Source organism: Arthrobacter sp. UKPF54-2, assembly GCF_007858535.1.
GTDB lineage: Bacteria > Actinomycetota > Actinomycetes > Actinomycetales > Micrococcaceae > Arthrobacter.
On record NZ_CP040174.1, the window covers coordinates 1,798,577 to 1,816,527 of the forward strand.

16 protein-coding genes and 1 pseudogene are annotated in these 17,951 nt (G+C 68.7%); 9 read left to right on the forward strand and 8 right to left on the reverse strand.

The window, feature by feature from the left end:
• Nucleotides 1-8: 8 nt before the first annotated feature.
• The 4 genes from E7Y32_RS08230 to E7Y32_RS08245 all read right to left on the reverse strand — a co-directional run bounded on the left by E7Y32_RS08230 (nt 9) and on the right by E7Y32_RS08245 (nt 3,421).
• Nucleotides 9-1,166, reverse strand: a complete 1,158-nt coding sequence (locus tag E7Y32_RS08230) for an AMP-binding protein (protein ID WP_146336698.1) — start codon at nt 1,164-1,166, stop codon at nt 9-11.
• 10 nt (nt 1,167-1,176) lie between these two features.
• A complete protein-coding gene (locus tag E7Y32_RS08235; RefSeq protein ID WP_146336699.1) occupies nt 1,177-2,130 on the reverse strand; it encodes a 1,4-dihydroxy-2-naphthoyl-CoA synthase in 954 nt (317 codons plus the stop codon).
• 21 nt (nt 2,131-2,151) lie between these two features.
• Nucleotides 2,152-2,592, reverse strand: coding sequence for a VOC family protein (locus E7Y32_RS08240; protein WP_146336700.1), 441 nt, complete (start codon nt 2,590-2,592; stop codon nt 2,152-2,154).
• A 79-nt stretch (nt 2,593-2,671) separates the two neighbouring features.
• Entirely contained in the window at nt 2,672-3,421 is a 750-nt protein-coding gene (locus E7Y32_RS08245; RefSeq protein ID WP_146336701.1) for a CPBP family intramembrane glutamic endopeptidase, read from the reverse strand.
• A gap of 210 nt (nt 3,422-3,631) precedes the next feature.
• Between E7Y32_RS08245 and E7Y32_RS08250 the strand changes: the two genes are divergently transcribed.
• Nucleotides 3,632-5,092 carry an amino acid permease gene (locus E7Y32_RS08250; protein ID WP_146336702.1) on the forward strand — a complete coding sequence of 487 codons (1,461 nt, stop codon included), beginning with the start codon at nt 3,632-3,634 and terminating at the stop codon, nt 5,090-5,092.
• A gap of 139 nt (nt 5,093-5,231) precedes the next feature.
• Here E7Y32_RS08250 and E7Y32_RS08255 read toward each other — a convergent pair whose 3' ends face one another.
• Together E7Y32_RS08255 and E7Y32_RS08260 are read right to left on the reverse strand one after the other, a co-directional pair.
• Entirely contained in the window at nt 5,232-6,002 is a 771-nt protein-coding gene (locus E7Y32_RS08255) for a dienelactone hydrolase family protein (protein WP_146336703.1), read from the reverse strand.
• A 113-nt stretch (nt 6,003-6,115) separates the two neighbouring features.
• Nucleotides 6,116-6,292, reverse strand: coding sequence for a CsbD family protein (locus tag E7Y32_RS08260; protein WP_146336704.1), 177 nt, complete (start codon nt 6,290-6,292; stop codon nt 6,116-6,118).
• 202 nt (nt 6,293-6,494) lie between these two features.
• Between E7Y32_RS08260 and E7Y32_RS08265 the strand changes: the two are divergent.
• From E7Y32_RS08265 to E7Y32_RS08280, 4 genes and pseudogenes are all read left to right on the forward strand, one after another.
• Nucleotides 6,495-7,163: pseudogene (locus E7Y32_RS08265) on the forward strand (pentapeptide repeat-containing protein).
• Between the two features lie 121 nt (nt 7,164-7,284).
• The gene (locus E7Y32_RS08270) at nt 7,285-8,496 is read left to right on the forward strand and encodes an acetyl-CoA C-acyltransferase (RefSeq protein WP_146336705.1); all 1,212 of its coding nucleotides are present in this window, start codon (nt 7,285-7,287) and stop codon (nt 8,494-8,496) included.
• Entirely contained in the window at nt 8,496-9,305 is an 810-nt protein-coding gene (locus E7Y32_RS08275; RefSeq protein WP_146336706.1) for an enoyl-CoA hydratase/isomerase family protein, read from the forward strand. The genes E7Y32_RS08270 and E7Y32_RS08275 overlap by 1 nt, the downstream gene beginning before the upstream one ends.
• 2 nt (nt 9,306-9,307) lie before the next feature.
• A complete protein-coding gene (locus E7Y32_RS08280; RefSeq protein ID WP_146336707.1) occupies nt 9,308-10,180 on the forward strand; it encodes a 3-hydroxyacyl-CoA dehydrogenase family protein in 873 nt (290 codons plus the stop codon).
• A gap of 101 nt (nt 10,181-10,281) precedes the next feature.
• On the opposite strand, the gene E7Y32_RS08285 is transcribed toward E7Y32_RS08280, so the two are convergent.
• Nucleotides 10,282-10,722: an SRPBCC family protein gene (locus E7Y32_RS08285; RefSeq protein ID WP_146336708.1), complete on the reverse strand. Its 441-nt coding sequence runs from the start codon at nt 10,720-10,722 to the stop codon at nt 10,282-10,284.
• A 100-nt stretch (nt 10,723-10,822) separates the two neighbouring features.
• Here E7Y32_RS08285 and E7Y32_RS08290 point away from each other — a divergent pair, with 100 nt between their 5' ends.
• The 3 genes from E7Y32_RS08290 (at nt 10,823) to E7Y32_RS08300 (ending at nt 14,344) form a co-directional block, all read left to right on the forward strand.
• Nucleotides 10,823-11,431, forward strand: a complete 609-nt coding sequence (locus E7Y32_RS08290) for a GNAT family N-acetyltransferase (protein ID WP_146336709.1) — start codon at nt 10,823-10,825, stop codon at nt 11,429-11,431.
• A 63-nt stretch (nt 11,432-11,494) separates the two neighbouring features.
• Nucleotides 11,495-12,175: a tyrosine-protein phosphatase gene (locus E7Y32_RS08295; protein WP_261382611.1), complete on the forward strand. Its 681-nt coding sequence runs from the start codon at nt 11,495-11,497 to the stop codon at nt 12,173-12,175.
• Between the two features lie 9 nt (nt 12,176-12,184).
• Nucleotides 12,185-14,344 (forward strand): S1 family peptidase, encoded by a 2,160-nt coding sequence (locus E7Y32_RS08300; protein WP_146336710.1) that lies wholly within the window; start codon nt 12,185-12,187, stop codon nt 14,342-14,344.
• Between the two features lie 67 nt (nt 14,345-14,411).
• Here E7Y32_RS08300 and E7Y32_RS08305 read toward each other — a convergent pair whose 3' ends face one another.
• Nucleotides 14,412-16,391, reverse strand: coding sequence for an adenylyl cyclase (locus E7Y32_RS08305; RefSeq protein WP_261382385.1), 1,980 nt, complete (start codon nt 16,389-16,391; stop codon nt 14,412-14,414).
• Between the two features lie 264 nt (nt 16,392-16,655).
• Here E7Y32_RS08305 and E7Y32_RS08310 point away from each other — a divergent pair, with 264 nt between their 5' ends.
• Nucleotides 16,656-17,948 carry an extracellular solute-binding protein gene (locus E7Y32_RS08310; protein WP_146336711.1) on the forward strand — a complete coding sequence of 431 codons (1,293 nt, stop codon included), beginning with the start codon at nt 16,656-16,658 and terminating at the stop codon, nt 17,946-17,948.
• The last annotated feature ends 3 nt before the right edge of the window (nt 17,949-17,951 follow it).

A 17,951-nucleotide genomic window follows, 5' to 3' on the forward strand; every position in this document is an offset into this window, starting at 1 on the left:
AAGCTTCTCTATTTTCCCTGATGCCGGGCGTCCAGCCGAACCGTCATGCCCAGCCGGTCCGGTTTGCCGTTCGGCAGCATCAAGAGTTCCGGGGCCGTGAGCACGGTTTTCGGGACCAGTGCGCCCGTCAAGGCGCCTGTTCCGCCGGCTGCGAACCGAGCCTCGAAGTCCTCGGCCGCGCCGCGCGAAGAGTCGTCCAGCACCACATAGGCCGCCAGCGCCTGGCCCCACTCGGCGGACGGAACCCCCGCCACGAATGCCGCCCGCACGCCGTCGAGCCGCTCCAGCTCCGCCTGCACGTGCGCGGCGGACACCTTGACGCCGCCGGTGATCACGACGTCGTCGGCCCGGCCCAGCACGGTCAGTGTGCCGTTCGCGGACAGTTCGCCGAGGTCGCTGGTGCGGTACCAGCGGAGGCCGTCCTCCTCGACAAACGCCTCCGCGCTGAGTTCCGGGGCGTCCAGGTACCCGGCGGCGATGGTGGCGCCGCCCAGCATGATGCGCCCGTCCCCGCCCAGCCTGACCTCGACGCCGTCCAGCGGCACGCCGTCGTAGACGCAACCGCCGCAGGTCTCGGCGGAGCCGTAGGTGGTGACCACCCTGACGCCGGCGTCGCGGGCGGTTTCGAGCAGCTCCGCCGAGGCGGGGGCACCGCCCAGCAGGACGGCGTTGAAGCGCCGGAGTACGGCCAGGGTCTGCGCGGAGGGGGCCTCGAGCAGCCGCTGCAGCTGGGTGGGCACCAGCGAGGTGAAGCGGAGCTTGTCGGTGAGCTCCAGGGCCGCACTGGTGAAGGCCTCCGGGGTGAAACCGCCGGTGAGGTCCATCGCCCAGGGGCGGGTGCCGGCGAACAGTGACCGGACCAGCACCTGCACGCCGGCGACGTACTGCACCGGCAGGGCGAGCAGCCACTGGCCCTCTCCCTTGAGGGCGATCGCCGTCGCCATCGAGGAGGCCGCGAGGGCGTCCACCGTGAGCACCGTGGCCTTGGGCGCCCCGGTGGAGCCGGAGGTCCGCACCACCACTGCGGCATCCTCAAAGCCGGACGTCCCAACGAGGCTGACGACGGGGGAGCCGTCCGGGCCGGCGGACAGTTCGACGGCGGGCCCCTCCCCGCGGAGGGCGGCTGCGAGGGCTGCGAGGGCGGGCTCGATGTTGACGGCAGTCACGTGCGTCGCCTCAGAAGTAGTACGGGAACTGGGACCAGTCCGGATCGCGCTTTTCCAGGAAGGCCTCCTTGCCCTCCACCGCCTCGTCCGTCATGTACGCCAGCCGCGTCGCCTCGCCGGCGAACACCTGCTGGCCGGCCAGGCCGTCGTCAGCGAGGTTGAAGGCGAACTTGAGCATCCGGATGGCCTGCGGGGACTGCCGGGCGATGTCGGCCGCGTATTCCAGGGCCACGTCCTCGAGCCGCTCGTGGTCCACGGCCTCGTTCACCGCGCCCATCCTCACCATGTCCTCGGCGGAATATTCGCGGGCGAGGAAGAAGATTTCCCGGGCGGCCTTCTGGCCGATCTGCCGCGCCAGCAGGGCCGAGCCGTAGCCGGCGTCGAAGCTGCCCACGGTGGCGTCGGTCTGCTTGAACTTGCCGTGCTGCCGCGAGGCGATCGTGAGGTCGGAGACGACGTGCAGCGAGTGCCCGCCGCCGGCCGCCCAGCCGTTGACGACGGCGATGACCACCTTGGGCATGGTCCGCATCAGCCGCTGGACCTCGAGGATGTGCAGCCGGCCGGCGCGCGCCGGGTCGATGCTTTCCTTCGTCTCACCGTCGGCATAGCGGTAACCGTCCCTCCCACGGATCCGCTGGTCGCCGCCGGAGCAGAACGAATGGCCGCCGTCCTTGGCGGAGGGGCCGTTGCCGGTGAGCAGTACGGTGGCCACGTCAGGGGTCATCCGGGCGTGGTCCATGGCGCGGTAGAGCTCGTCCACGGTGCCGGGGCGGAAGGCATTGCGGACCTCGGGCCGATTGAAGGCGATCCGGACCGTGGGCAGGTCACGGACCACGGCGCCATCCGCGGAGCGCTCCACCTGCCGGTGGTAGGTCATGTCCTGGAAGTCGTCGAAGCCGGTCACGGTGCGCCAGCGGGTGGGGTCAAAGACGTCGGACACCTTGGCGGGGATTTCGTTGCTCACAGACCGAGTCTAGTAATCGGCTCAGCTGATGCAGAACTCGTTGCCTTCCGGGTCCGCCATGGTGTGCCAGGAATGCGGCCCCTCGTTGGCGGTCCAGAGGTACGTGGCGCCGCGGGCCTCCAGGGCGGCGCGCATCTCGTCCTTGTCCGCGCCGGCGAGGTTCACGTCCCAGTGCACCCGGTTCTTCACGGTCTTCGCCTCCGGTGCGGTCTGGAACAGGATCCTCCGCGTGGCCGGCTTCGCCTCCAGATCCTCGGGTGGCCGGATGGCGGCGCCGGTCCGCCAGACCAGTTTGCCGTGGTGGAGCTTGGTCTCGGACTCCGTGGCGAAACCCTGCTCGATCATGGAGCGGATGAAGTCCTCGTCCTGCGGCTCCACGGCCCAGTCGAGGGTTTCTGCCCACCATTCAGCGAGGCCGTGGGGATCAGCGCAGTCAACAGCGATCTGGATGTTCAATGCCATGGGAAGAACCTACGACGCCGGCGGCGCCGGCGCTAGGGCTGCGGGCGCAGTCGGCCCGGCGCACGTCGCCCGGAGGGGCCTACTGCAGCTGCTCCAGGACTTCCGGCGGGATGGCATAGATGAAGATGACCGCCAGCAGGTTCTTCGCGGCGTGGACGAAGTAGGAAAACATCACGTTGTTGCCGGTCCAGACGTAGACCAGCACCAGGATGGCGCCCATCGCGAGGTACGGCATCAGGACCGGCAGCGACAGCGCCTCCTGGCCCACGATGTGCACGGCCGCGAACAACGCGACGGAGAGCACGCAGCAGAGCCAGATGTTCAGCTTCCCGCTCAGCTTGCCGATCAACAGGTGCCGGAAGATGTACTCCTCCACAAAGGGGCCCACCACCACCAGCAACGGCACCATCAGCCAGGCCGGGACCTGCTGCATCAGGGCCTGCAGGCCGGCCTGGTTTGCCGAGGTCTGCGGCGGCCCGGTCACGGCCACCAGCACGGCGGTCAGGATCATCGCGGCGATGACGGCAAGCGGCACCATCAGCAGCGTGAACCAGGGCCGGGTGGCCAGGACCTGGAGGTCCCGGCGGGCCACGTGGCGTACCGCGGCCAGGGCGAGCAGGCCGATGACCCCGTAAAAGACCAGATTGACGGCGTAGGAGGCTATCGCCGGGTTCGGGGAGAGCTGCAGCAGCAGCGGAGCAAGCAGCCCGGACGCGGTGGCAAAGAAGGCGCTCACCGCCGTGTAGATTCCCGCCGCTGCGCAGTCCAGCCGGGAGAAAACGTACAGCTCCGGACGTGGTGCTGGTAGTTGACGGAGAGCGGTGCCCATGGCTTCAGCCTAGCTCCCCGACAGGGCCCGCGATGTTGTCCGCGTCACGGTCGGGTTCCGAAAGCTAGTACTATGGATGAGCCGCGCGACGCTGCGAGCCATTGCGGTCTCCGGTTCCTCCGCTGACCCCACCCCCGGGCTTATACCTTGCCTTAGCGTGCCCCGGCCTGCCTGCCCGTCCCGGCGAGACCCCGACCCCAAGGAACAGTTGTGCCACAAAGTACTTCCACAGAAACCCAGAGCACGACGGCGCCATCCGCCGTCGTCGACTCCACCCTCAGTGCCGAGGGCTACAAGAAGTCCCTGAGCGGCCGCCAGGTCACGATGATCGCCATGGGCGGCGCCATCGGCGTCGGACTCTTTATGGGCGCCGGCGGACGGCTGGCCTCCACCGGCCCCGCGCTGATCTTCTCCTACGCCATCGCCGGCGTCATCGCCTACCTGCTGATGCGTGCCCTGGGCGAACTCATCATGTACCGCCAGACCTCCGGTTCGTTCGTCAGCTACGCCGGCGAGATGTTCGGCAAGAAGGGCGCGTACCTCTCCGGCTGGATGTACTTCATCAACTGGGCCATGACCGGCATCGCCGAGCTGATCGCGATCGGCCTGTACTTCCAGTTCTTCTTCCCCAACGTCCCGGTGGAACTGACCGCCATCGCGGCGCTGCTGCTCCTCGTCGGGGTGAACCTGCTGAGCGTCAAGGCGTTCGGTGAATTCGAGTTCTGGGCCTCGGTCCTTAAGGTCGCGGCCATCCTGATCTTCCTGGCCGTGGGCACATTTATGGTGGTCACCAACGCCAAGGTCGGCGCCGGTCACGCGTCCGTGAACAACCTCTTCGCAGCCGACGGCGGTATGTTCCCCAAGGGCGCCCTCGTGATGATCCTGGTGCTCAACGCCGTGATCTTCGCCTACAACGCCATCGAACTGGTGGGCATCACCGCCGGGGAGATGGAGGACCCGGCCAAGGAGGTCCCGAAGGCCATCCGCGCCGTCGTGATCCGCATCGTCGTGTTCTACGTCGGCTCCGTGACCCTGCTGGCCATGTTGCTGCCCTCGGACCAATACAAGGCCGGCGAATCGCCGTTCGTCACCGTCTTCGGCCAGATGGGCCTGCCGTGGATGGGCGACGTGATGAACATGATCGTCATCACCGCGGCCCTGTCCTCCAGCAACTCGGGCCTGTACTCGATCGGCCGGATCTTCCGCACCATGGCCAACAACGGCCACGCCCCGCAGTGGCTGACCCGGATGTCCAAGAGCCACGTGCCCTACGCCGCCATCCTGGCGATCGGCGCGGTGTACCTCGTCGGCATCCTGCTGAACATCTGGCTGGGCGGCTCGCACGCCTTCGACCTGGCGCTGAATACAGCCTCGATCGGTGTGATTTTCACCTGGGGATCGATCTTCGCCAGCCAGATCGCCCTGCGGAAGACCAAGGGCAAGGCTTCGTCGCTGCCCATGCCGGGCTCCCCGTGGACCAGCTGGGCCGGCCTGGTGGCGCTGCTGGCGATCACCGTGCTGATCGGGTTCGACACCATGACCAGCAAGTCCGGCGAGGTCTTCCAGCTGGGCTTGTGGACCCTAACGACCATTCCGTTCTTCGCGGTGGTGCTCTGGCTCGGCTGGCAGAAGGTCAAGCACAACGAGCCCAAGAGCCAGCTCTTCAGCTAGCACTCCAGGACACTAACGACGGCGGCGGCCACCTGCACAAGGTGGCCGCCGCCGTCGTCGTCTGTCCCGGACCCATCGATTGCTCCGATAACGCCGTTTTGCGGCCTCAAAACGGCGTCCTTGGAGCAATCGATGGGGCTCAGCCCTTCAAATGGCGGGCGAAATGATCCTCGATCCGGCGCCAGGCCTCCGGCGCGGATTGCGGATCCGGGCCGATGCCCATGACCCGGAAGAGCGGGCGCAGCGGCCTGGGCCCGGTCTCGGCGTCGTTGAGGAACGCGTGCCCTGCCGTTTCGAACTCCTTGATGTCATGTTCGACGCCCAGCCGTTCGAGGACCGACTCAAGTTGTGCCGCCGCTCCGGGGAGGGTCCGGTCCTTGGCGCCGAAATTGGCCACGACGGGGCAGGCGCCGGCGAGGGCCGTTTCCGGGTCCTTGGGGAGCCTGCCGTAGTTCACGGCCGCGGCGTCGAAGCCGTCGTTGGCCATCAGCAGGGCAAAACTGCCGCCCATGCAGAAGCCGATCACGCCGATCTTCCCCGTCGTTCGGCCGGAATCCAGCAGCCACTGCCGGGCCGTCGCCAGGTCGGTAAACGCCCGCCCCTGCCCGGCCGCCAGCGAACGCATGGTCGCCACGAGGCAGCGGCGCGCGCCGCCGTCGCTGTACAAATCCACCGCCAGGACCAGATACCCGGCGGCGGCCAGCCGCTCGGCGTGCCGGACGGTGATGTCGTCGAGGCCGAAGGCTTCGTGGACCATCAGCACGGCCGGGAATGGCCCGTCCCCCTCGGGCTCGGCCAGGTAGCCGTGGAGCCGGGGCGATCCGCCAGCGGCGCGGCTGGCCGCGCTGAGGTCGAGGTTGTGCCGATCGGTCGCCGGCTCCTCCGGCCGGCGGGCGGGATTCCTGGCCATGTGCGCTCCTCTGTCTGCGGACGGATGCTGCCTGGGGACAGTCTTGCATCCGGACACACAAAACGGCGCCGGACATCCCCCAAAGGAATGTCCGACGCCGTCGAGGTTAAGGACTAGTCGCGCTTGACCGCGTCCTTGACGTTCTCGCCGACCTTCTTCGCGTCGGCGACGACCTGGTCCTTCTGGCCTTCGGCCTTCAGGCGGTCATTGCCGGTGGCGTCGCCGGTAGCTTCCTTGGCCTTGCCGCCGAGGTGCTCCGCTTCGTTCTGAATCTTGTCTCCGATACCCATGGTGTGTTTCACCTTTCGTTTCCGGTTGAAATTCAACGCACTTTCACCATAACACAAAGCATGCTTACTAATTCAAGGGGTTTGACCTGATCAACTCCTTCGCCCCGGAGGCAGGGTTCCCTTTGGACCCGGCTAGGCTCGGATTTATGGAGATCGCAACCATCCTCAGAACCTGCCCGCCGGCCAGCACGGAATCCCTGTAATGGCGCGGGCTTCTGGCGGATCCAAGGTCGCAGCCCCGCGCCTGGTGCCGGTCCAACTGGCGGACCTTGTGGAGGATTTGGCCCCGGACTTCCGGCGCGGCGAGCGATACGACGGCGTCCGGTACAGCCGGGCGGCCGCAGACGGGCTGGAGCTCAGCGGAACGGACTTCGCCGAGTGCGAGTTCAATGGTGCCTCCTTCAACGAGACGCAACTGCGCGGCGCGGGCTTCCGCGACTGTGTCCTGGCCGAGGTCTACGCCCCCGTCTTCACGGCGGCCCGCTCCAGCCTGCGCGACGTGGAGATCCGCAATCCGCGCTGGGGGTCGGCGGAACTCTATGAAAGCGGCTGGCAGTCCGTGCGGATCGACGGCGGGAAGCTGGACTACGTCAATCTCCGCGGCTCGAAACTCACGGACGTGCAGATCAGTGATTGCATCATCAACGAACTGGACCTCGGCTCCTGCACCGCCACCCGGGTGGCCCTGTAGAACTGCACCGTTGGCAGCCTGGACTTCAGCGGTGCCCGACTCAGGGACTTCGACCTGCGCGGCACCGATTTCCGGTCGCTCAGCGGCCTCGACTCCCTCGCGGGGCTGGTGGTCGACGACAGCCAACTGACCCTGCTGGCGCCGTTGCTGGCCGGACAGCTCGGCATCACCGTGGCCTGAGCCGCCGCGTCATCCGGGGACGCTCGGTTGACCCCCTTGCCCTGCCGTGTAATCTTTATAGAACGAACGGTCGGTAATTTCCCCTGCTGCCGGCCCTGCTCCCTTGGTGAAGGATGTTCTCATGGTCGAGGCTTTTCTTGTTGGCGGTGCCCGCACTCCCGTGGGGCGGTACGGCGGGGCGCTCTCCGCGGTCCGTCCGGACGACCTGGCCGCGCTGGTGGTCCGGGAAGCCGTGGCCCGCGCCGGCGTCGACCCGGACGCCATCGACGAGGTTATCCTCGGCAACGCCAACGGCGCCGGCGAGGAGAACCGCAACGTCGCCCGGATGGCCACCCTCCTGGCCGGCCTTCCCCTCCACATCCCCGGTATCACCGTCAACCGGCTCTGCGCCTCGGGCCTGAGTGCCATCATTATGGCGAGCCAGATGATCAAGTCCGGCGCCGCGGACATCGTGATAGCCGGCGGCGTCGAATCCATGAGCCGCGCCCCCTGGGTGCAGGAGAAGCCGCAGACCGCCTTCGCCAAGCCCGGCCAGATCTTCGACACCTCCATCGGCTGGCGCTTCGCTAACCCGCTGTTCCAGAAGGGCGAGCTCTCCCGGGACGGCAAGATGACCTACTCCATGCCGGAAACGGCCGAAGAGGTCGCCCGCGTGGACGGCATTTCCCGCGAGGATGCCGACGCCTTCGCCGTCCGCTCGCACGAGCGCTCCCTCGCCGCCATCGCCGCCGGTCGCTTCGCCGACGAGATCGTCCCCGTGACCGTCAAGACGCGCAAGGCCGAGACGGTTGTGGACACGGACGAGGGGCCCCGCGCCGGCACCACCCTGGACGTGCTCGCGGCGCTGCGGCCCGTCGTCGCCGGCGGCTCCGTGGTCACCGCCGGCAACTCCTCCACCCTGAACGACGGCGCCTCCGCGATCATCGTCGCCTCCGAAGCGGCCATCCAGAAGCTCGGCCTCACGCCGCGGGCCCGCATCATCGACGGCGCCTCCGCCGGGTGCGAACCCGAGATCATGGGCATCGGCCCCGTCCGGGCCACACAAAAGGTCCTCGCCCGGGCCGGGCTCGACGTCGGCGACCTCGGCGCCGTCGAGCTCAACGAGGCCTTCGCCACCCAGTCCCTGGCCACCATCCGCCGGCTCGGCCTGGACCCGGAGATTGTGAACCGCGACGGCGGCGCCATCTCCCTGGGGCACCCGCTCGGGTCCTCCGGTTCCCGGATTGCCATCACCCTGCTGGGCCGGATGGAGCGCGAGGACGCGAAGATCGGCCTCGCCACCATGTGCATCGGCGTCGGCCAGGGCACCGCGATGCTGCTGGAGCGCGTCTAGTGGCGGCCCCGGCCCTCGAGCCGGCCGGCTTCGCCACGCTCCTGGTCGAGGAACGCCCCGACCGGGTGGTCGTGCTGCTCAACCGCCCCGAGGTCCGCAACGCGATCGACCAGCAGATGGTCGACGAGCTGCACCGGGTCTGCGCCTACCTGGAGCAGACGCCCAAGGTGCTGGTGATCGCGGGCACGGAGGGAGTGTTCGCCTCCGGCGCGGACATCTCCCAGCTGCGCGAACGCCGCCGCGACGACGCGCTGCAGGGCATCAACTCGACCATCTTCGTCCGGATCGCCAAGCTGCCCATGCCGGTCATCGCCGCCATCGACGGCTTCTGCCTCGGCGGCGGCGCCGAGCTGGCCTACGCGGCCGACTTCCGGCTCGGCACACCCGGGATCCGGATCGGCAACCCCGAGACGGGCCTCGGCATCCTGGCCGCCGCGGGCGCCAGCTGGCGGCTCAAGGAGCTGGTGGGGGAGCCCGTGGCCAAGGAAATCCTGCTGGCCGGCGCGGTGTTTCGGGCCGACCGGGCGCTCGCCGTCGGACTCATTACCGAGATCCACGAGCCCGAGCAGCTGATGGACGCCGCCCACGCGCTGGCGGACCGGATCGCGCAGCAGGACCCGCTCGCGGTGCGGATCACCAAGTCGGTGTTCCACGCCCCGGCGGAGGCACACCCGCTGATCGACCAGCTGGCGCAGGGGATCCTCTTCGAATCGCAAGCGAAGTTCGACCGCATGCAGGCCTTCCTTGATAAGAAGTCAGCCAAGAAATCAGCCAAAGAACCAGGCCCGAATTCAGACCGGAAGAAGTAAACATGAGCAACTCGGCACTCCCCTCGAATCTCCCCGCGACCGTCGGAGTGCTCGGCGGCGGCCGCATGGGCGCGGGCATCGCCCATGCCTTCCTGGTCAACGGCGCCAACGTGCTCGTCGTCGAGCGCGACGAGCAGTCCGCCGAGGCGGCCCGGGAGCGCGTGGAATCAGCGGCGGCCAAGAGCATTGAGCGCGGCGCCACTGACGCCAACCTCGACGAGATGGTCTCCCGGCTCTCCGTGACCGTGGACTATGACGACTTCAAGGACCGCCAGCTCGTCGTCGAAGCCGTACCCGAAGACTGGGACCTCAAGGTGGCCTCGTTGCGCGGAATCGAGCAGCGGCTCGCAGCCGACGCGTACCTCGCCTCCAACACCTCCTCGCTCTCCGTCAACGGCCTGGCCCGCGAGCTGAAGCGCCCGCAGAACTTCCTGGGCCTGCACTTCTTCAACCCGGTCCCGGCATCCACTCTGATCGAGGTGGTCCTCGGGGAACAGACGTCCGAGGCCCTCGCCCACGCCGCCCGCGGCTGGGTGGAAGCCCTCGGCAAGACCGCCGTCGTGGTCAACGACGCCCCGGGATTCGCTTCCTCACGGCTGGGCGTCGCGATCGCGCTCGAAGCGATGCGCATGGTGGAGGAAGGCGTCGCCTCGGCCGAGGACATCGACAACGCCATGGTCCTGGGCTACAAACACCCCACCGGCCCGCTGCGCACCACCGACATCGTGGGCCTGGACGTCCGGCTGGGCATCGCCGAATACCTGGCCTCCACCCTGGGCGAGCGCTTTGCCCCGCCGCAGATCCTCCGGGACAAGGTGGCCCGCGGTGAACTCGGACGCAAGACCGGCAAAGGCTTCTTCGACTGGACCACCTGAGCCTGACCCGGGCGGATACTCATTGGGGGATCCGTCCGGGCCGTGCAGGCCCCCAGCAGGCTCCCTGCAGGCGCCGGCCGCGCGCCGCCCGGCAGCCGGGCCTACTCTGAGGCCCGCGAGTCGAGGGCCTTCTTCATGCCGTCCATGGCGGGGCCGGCCAGGGACTGGAAGGCCGGCCTCACGACCGGTTCGGCGAGTTTGCGCCAGCCTTTGAGCTCGAATTCCGCGGTGTAATCGACTTTGGAGCCGGGGCCCGTGGACTCCACCTCGATGGTGTCCACCGAGATGACGGCCTTGTTCTCGCCGCGCAACGTGATGCGGCCTGCAGCCAGCTCCACCACCTCGTAGATCAGCGTCTGGCGCTTGCCACGGAACTCCGCTTCCGCCTCGTACCGGTGTCCTACCGCGACCGGCCCGTCGGAAAGCTTCCTGACCACCGGAGTTCCGGGATCCCATTCGGGCGTGTGCTCAAACGCCGAGAGGTACGCGAAGGCCTCGCCGGCCTCCAGAGCTGAGCGGACCGTGCCGGTGACTGTGATCATGGGCCCAGCCTACCCAGAAGTCCCCGAATGGACAGCACACCTGCCTCCGGGCCGTCCCGGGGCCGGCCGGGCGCAACGGTCCCGCGCCTAGGATGGTTCCGTGAACCGCATTCAACCCCTCACTCTCACCGGCCAGTACGTGGTGCTGGAGCCGCTGAGCCACGACCACCACGACGGCCTGGTGGACGCGGTCCGGGACGGCGACCTCTGGAAGCTCTGGTACACCTCCGTCCCTGCGCCGGAAGCCATGGCCGCCGAGATCGACCGGCGACTGGCACTGCAGGAGTCTGGTTCGATGCTGCCCTTCACCACCCGGCTGCTTGACCGGGCCACCGGCGTCCCGGGCCGGGTGATCGGGATGACGACCTACATGAACATCGACGCCGCCACGCCCCGGGTGGAGATCGGATCCACCTGGAACGCCGCCTCCGCGCACGGCAGCGGCAGCAACCCGGACTCCAAGTTGCTGCTGCTGCGGCACGCCTTTGAAACCCTCGGCTGCCCGGCCGTCGAGTTCCGCACGCACTGGCTCAACCACCAGTCCCGCGAGGCGATCGCGCGGCTTGGAGCCAAACAGGACGGCGTCCTGCGCAGCCACACCCGGACGGCCGACGGCGTGCTACGCGACACCGTGGTGTTTTCCATCCTGGAACACGAGTGGCCGATGGTCCGGAGCGCCCTTGAGTTCAGGCTGGCGAAGCGGCGCTAGCGCGGGTTCGGTGGGTAGGTGGGATGAGGTGATTCCGTGAAAGAGCAAAATCCTGGCGGCAAGGTGGGCTGGGACGGGGCGGTCAACGCCTGGCACGTTGCCGGCAGCGTCTACCGGATGGGGCGCCGGGAGTGGCTCACCGAGGACGGCTGGCAGCAGGCCTACGACGACGGCATCCGCACCGTTATCGACCTCCGCAACCCTGAGGAAATCCACCGCCGCGACACCGACCCGCCGGTGAGCGAGGAGGCGCTGGCGGTGTTCGACGTCGTGCACGCCCCCACCGAGGACCCCTCCAACAGTGAATTCCGCGCCCTGTGCGTCCCCTACCTGAACGACCCGGCGTCCTATCCGGACAATGCCAGGATCTTCCCGGGCAAGCTCGCTGCCGTGTTCAAGGCCGTCGCGGCGGCCCGCGGCGGCGTCGTGATCCACTGCTCGGCAGGCCGGGACCGCAGCGGCATGATCGCAGCCATGCTCCAGGACCTGGCCGGAGCCGGGGAGGACGCCATTGCGCTGGCCTACGAGCGCGCCCTGCGGGCCATCAACGAACACCACCGGGTGGCCGCCACCCCGCATCCGCACGAGCGCTACCTGCCCGAGGACGTACTCGCGCCGCTGGTCGCAGGCCGCCGGGAAAGCCTCCTGCGCTTCGTGCGGCAGGTAAAAACCGAGGAGTTCCTGGGCCACAATGGGGTAACAGTCGGGCAAATGGCCGCCCTTATGGCCAAATTGGGGCGTTAGAGTAACCGGGTGAAGACTCCCAAATACGTGCTGGTGGTGCGAATGGCGGCGGCCGCCGCTGTGCTCGCGGGCTCGTCGCTGGCCGTCCCCGCCTTCGCCGAGGCCGGGCAGGCCGGCACAACGGCCGCGACTCCGGCTGAGTCCACCGGATCCGAACCCACACCCGCTGCCCTCAGCGACGCCGGACTGGCCGAGGCCGTCCGGAGGGACCTCGGCCTGACAGTGGAGGAATTCAACGCAGCAGGACAGCTGGCCAAGCGTGCCGCCGATGCCGCAACGACCCTCCGGGAGCTCCCGGGCTACGGGGGCATGAGCCTTAAGGGCGGCAAAATCGTCGTCCGGGGCGGCGGCGCGGAGCTGCAGTCCCGCATCGAGGAGCTGAACGCGGCAGGCCCGACGGCGGATTTCGTGCTTGAGGGCCCCGGCCCGGCCGCCGCACAGGGGCAATTGCCCGCCCTGCAGGTGGCCTCGAGCGTGGACGAGCTGTTCGAGGCCTACGTCCGCGAGGTCGGTCCGGCCGGACTGCAGGCCGTGGCCTACGCCGACGGCCACTTTGTCATCCGCACCGGTGGGACCAACACGGCCGAGGCCGCGCTGCCGGACTTCCTGCCCATGCAGCCGCCGCCGACCCAAACTTCCGCGGCGGCCACGATGGCGGCCGCGGATTTTGTAGCACGGTACAACAATGTCCAGTTGGAAAAGGGCTCCCCGGTCACCACCCAGGCTGCGGTCGTCTCGGACCTCTTCGGCGGGCAGGGCTACGTCACGGACGGGAACTTCACGTGCTCCGACGGTTTCGGAGCCTACAACCGAACGACCGGTGCCCCGCTCGTCCTCACCGCCGGCCACTGCAGCAATGACGGCGCCAGCCACACGACGGGCATCGAGCCGGCCACCGCCTCGAAGGCCGGGGGTGCGACGACGGCCAAGCCTGCTGTCCTCGCGCCGCTCGGAACCTTCGGGTTCAGCCAGTTCGGCGGCCCTGGCAATACGGCGACTACCACTAACCCCGGCAACTTCGGGACCGACATCGCCGTGATCAAGGACCTAGCGGCAGGCATCAGGATCCAACCGGCTGTGACCAAGTGGCGTGGCGAGGAGCCAGCATATAACACCGCGGATCCCGCAAACCCGGGGCCCACGGCCGTCAAAATCATCGGAGCGATGGCCCCGAAGGTGGGCCAGCCCGTGTGCCGGTCCGGCCGCACCACCGGATGGAGGTGCGGCACGGTCGACTCGGTCGGCATCTGGCTGATCCCCGGCCCGAAGAGTCTGCCGCCAAACTTCGCCAACGACCTCCGTGCGGTCAGGGCTTTCGATTCCACCTCGGTCACGTCGGACGGCGGTGATTCCGGTGGCCCCTGGATCAGCGGCAACTTTGCAGTGGGTACCCACACCGCGGCCGAGAAGCAAGGCAGCACCCAATTGCGTGCCATCGCCGCCACCCTCGAGGATGCCCTGAAGCTGGTCCCGGACGTCCAACTGCAGTTGTTCCTGAACAAACCGGAACTCGTCGTACCCGCCAACCCGGCGGCTAACCCGGCGGTTAGTCCCGGGGGAGTCATCTCCGGGCAGGTTCGGGCAGCGCCCGCCTCCGCCGTAGCCGCCGGGTCTGCCGTCCGGATCACCGTCCCCGGCCAGTCGCCGACGGACGTACCCGTGGACCAGGCAGGACACTGGTCCTTCGCCGCCCCTGCGACCGCAGGCCACCTGACCTTCACGGCAGAGACGGTCAACGGCTTCAGCCGGTCAGGTGCGGTCACTCTTGCCGTTGACGTCTCCGCGCCGGCGGCCGCCGGCGCCGCCGCCGCGGCTGGCCAGGAGGTTCCCGGCGCGGTGCCGGTGCCGGCCGCCGAGCCAGCCGGAGCGGGGGTGGCCCCTCAACCGTATGGCTTCGCGCAGCCCGGGGAGCTATCCGACGACGGTGCCGTGTCGCCTGCCCCGCCCTCGGGCCCGTCCGGGAAGACCGACGTCGTGCCGGAGGCTCAGGCCAAAGAGCCGGCGGCTGCGCCGGCGGCGGCCCCGCCAACGCGGTCCGGACAGGTGCCGGGGCCCGGCATCGAGTGGCTGCTGCCGGCTGCAGGCCTGGCAGGCGGGTCCGTCCTGCTGGCCGCCGGGCTCTTGATCCAGCGACGCCGCCGGGCCGTCAGGGCCGCGCTGACCGAGTAGGCCCAGGCGGTGCCGCCCCCTCGGCTACCGGCGGGCGGGGCCGGGAGACGCCCGCCCGCCGGGGGTATCAGCCGAAATCGACGACGTAGCTGGGTACGCCCACTGCGTCAGTCGAGACTGGCGCGCCGGTGTCGTTGACCACGTGGTCCAGCGTTCCCGCGCCCAGGTTCACGGTCAGCAGCCCGTGCAGCCTGACGCCTGGCGTGACCGGGACCTCGAAGCCGCGGGTGGCGTGGATCGAGGGATCCACGTTGGTGTAGACGTAGCTGCCGCCGCCCCAGAGTTCGTGCGACCGGACGGCATCGGCAACCTTGTACCCGGCCCAGCCGAGGACGCCGTCGTGCTGCCATGCAGCCTGGTTCGGCGCGTCGTAGGGCAATTCGTTCTGGAAGAAGACCGTCCGGCCGCGCTCACCATTCCAGGTCACGTTGTACTTCTGGTAGTGCTCCACGAACAGGCCGGTGGCGGTGACGTCGTCGCCGTTGATGGTGACGCCGTTGTCGGCCGTGTTGGTGTCCCAGCCCACGCCGTTGCCGTGGTCCGCGCGCCAGGCCCAGATGTGGTCCAGGAGCACGCCGTCGCTGTTGACCTCGAGGCTGACGGAGGCCTTGCCCACGTGCGGGCCGCCGATGCGGAAGAACACGTCGTGCAGGGCCGTGGGGTTGGCCGGGTCCCCGTGCTTGCCGGAGGCATCCGTGTGGGAGGCGTTGCCCCTGGCCTTGCCCAGCCGCATCAGCGCCGGGGAGTTCACGGTGCCGGCGTCGATGGTGAGGCCGGCGACCTGGACGCCGGAGACGTCCGCGACCTCCAGCGGAACGGCGCCGCCGACGGCGGTCAGGGTGGTCATGCCGAGCCCGAGGACCACGGTGTCCGCACGCTTGACCTCAAGCGTGCTGTCGATGTCGTACACGCCCGGGGTGAAGAGCAGGTTCTTGCCGCGGGCCAGCTGGACGTTGATGTCCTTGGCCGAATCGGCGGGCGTGGCCACGTAGAAGTCGGAGAGCGGCACGCTGCGTCCCGCCGTCGGACCGTTCTCCCAGGTGGTGCCGGAGGAATTTTGCCGCGCGGAGGGAACGAACACGCAGTAGCTGCCGGCACCGTCGATGGTCAGGTACGGCTTCTCCCGGCTGACCGGGGTGCTGGCCAGCGTGGTGTACGGCGGGTCCGGGAAGGACTGTGCCGGAGCGCCGTTGACGCCGGAGAAGACCTGGTTCCAGACGGCGTTGGACCAGCCCCCGAGGGTGCTGTCGCGGACGTAGTACTGCTGCTGGGAGCCGTTGATCACGAACCCGGTCTTGGAGTCGGCGATGAAGCCGCCGCTGGCGTACTGCGGTCCGGCGGTGCAGTAATCCATCAGGGTGAGGTTTCCGCCGGTGACGTTGACCCGCCGCATCGGGGAGGCCTGGGAGGCGGCCCAGAAGTTGGCCGAGGCGCGGCAGCCGTCCAGCCCGGTGACGTTGATGGTGAGGTTGGAGACCGAGCGCCAGAAGTTGTTCAGGGCGATGCAGTTGTCCGCGGTGAGGCAGCGGTTGTAGGTGTCCACGTGGCCGTTGATGGTCACGTCGGTGGGGGAGTTGCCTAGGCCGGCCACCTCGGTGGAGTAGCCCACCTGGATGATCAGCGGCGTCTCCGCGGTGCCGTAGGTGCCGGGCTTGAACAGCAGCGAGTAGCGGTTGGTGCCCATCTCGTCGTCGACCTGCTGGGCGGCGATCGCGTCGACGGTGGCCTGGATCTGCGCCACCGGCATGCTCGGATCGAAGACCCGGACGTTGGGACCGAACGCGGACGCGGCGCCCGGTGCCGGCTTGGCCGCCGCGGCGGGCTTCGCCGGAGCGGACGGGGCTGGCGGGGTGGCTGGGGCTGCCGGGACGACGACGGCGGGCGGCGCGCCGGTGCCGGCGGGCACGGCGGCGGTGGCCGCGGCGCTGCCGGCCAAGGCCGCGGCGAGGGCGACGACGGCCCCGACGATCAGCCGGCCAGCGCCGTGCTGGGATTTGCGGAGGCCCGGCGGGGACGTCGGGCGGGACGGGAAGTGGGCTAGCGGCATTGCTCGGCCTGCTCTCTGTGGGGGTGGCGGGGCTCCGTGCGGAAGGTTGTGGGAGCGCTCCCGCCGGGAAGCGTAACACCGGCTCCAGGTCCCGGCAAGGGATCATCCGCTGCCGATGCGGGTGGGTTGACAAGGCCCTGTGATGTGCGACACCATCCTCGTGAGAGCGCTCCCACAATGGATGTGGGAGCGTTCCCATGAGGGTGACGGGACGCCATGAGTCCGCACCCGCCCCATCACCCACCCTGACGAAGGAGTCCCCGCGTGAAATTCCCCCGCAAACTCGCCGCGCTGTCGGCGTCGGCTGCCTGCCTCACCCTTGCCCTCAGCGGCTGCGGCGCCGACGCCCCGAAGAGTTCCGGCCCCTCGGGCGAGACCGGCAAGGAACCGGTGACCCTCACCATCGCCACCTTCAACGAATTCGGCTACGAGGATCTGATCAAGGAGTACCAGACCCTCAACCCGAACGTTACGATCCAGCACAAGAAGGCCGCCACCACCAACGAGGCCCGCGACAACCTCACCACGCGCCTGGCGGCCGGCTCCGGGCTCTCCGACATCGAGGCGATCGAGGTGGACTGGCTCTCCGAGCTCAAGCAGTACCCGGACAAGTTCGTTGACCTCAAGGATCCCGGCGTCGAGGGCCGCTGGCTGGACTGGAAGGCCAAGGCCGCGACCACCGACGACGGCCACCTGATCGGCTACGGCACCGACTCGGGCCCCGAGGCCGTCTGCTACAACTCCTCGCTGTTCAAGGCCGCCGGCCTCCCCACCGACCGTGAGTCCGTGGCCAAGATGCTCGGCACCACCTGGGACAGCTACTTCGACGCCGGCAAGAAATTCGTCGGCGCGAAGACCGGCCCGGCCTGGTTCGACTCCGCCGGATCCGTCTACCAGGCCATGAGCAACCAGCTGGACAAGGCCTACGAGAAGGAGGACGGCACGGTCATCGCCGCGGACAACCCGGCCGTCAAGGACACGTACACCAAGGTCCTCAACGCCTCCACCAAGGAAAATCTCTCCGCCCACCTGAGCCAGTGGAGCAACGACTGGGTGGCCGGCTTCCAGTCGCAGAAGTTCGCCACCACCCTCTGCCCGGGCTGGATGCTCGGCGTGATCGAGGGCAACGCCGCCGGCGTCAAGGGCTGGGACGTCGCTAACGTCTTCCCGGGCGGTGGCGGAAACTGGGGCGGCTCCTACCTGACCGTCCCGACCCAGAGCAAGCACCAGGCCGAGGCCAAGAAGCTGGCCGCCTGGCTGACCGCTCCGGAGCAGCAGATCAAGGCCTTCACCGCCAAGGGCACGTTCCCCAGCCAGGTCCAGGCCCTCTCCAGCGACGCCCTGCTGAGCCAGACCAACACCTTCTTCAACAACGCCCCGACCGGCAAGATCTTTGCCGAGCGGGCCAAGGCCGTGGGCGCCTCCCCGTTCAAGGGCCCGAAGTTCTTCGCCATCAATGACGCCATGCAGCAGGCCCTCACCCGGGTGGACGTGGATAAGTCCGACGACGCCGCTTCCTCCTGGACCAAGTTCCTCGCGGCCGTGAAGTCTCTCTAAGCC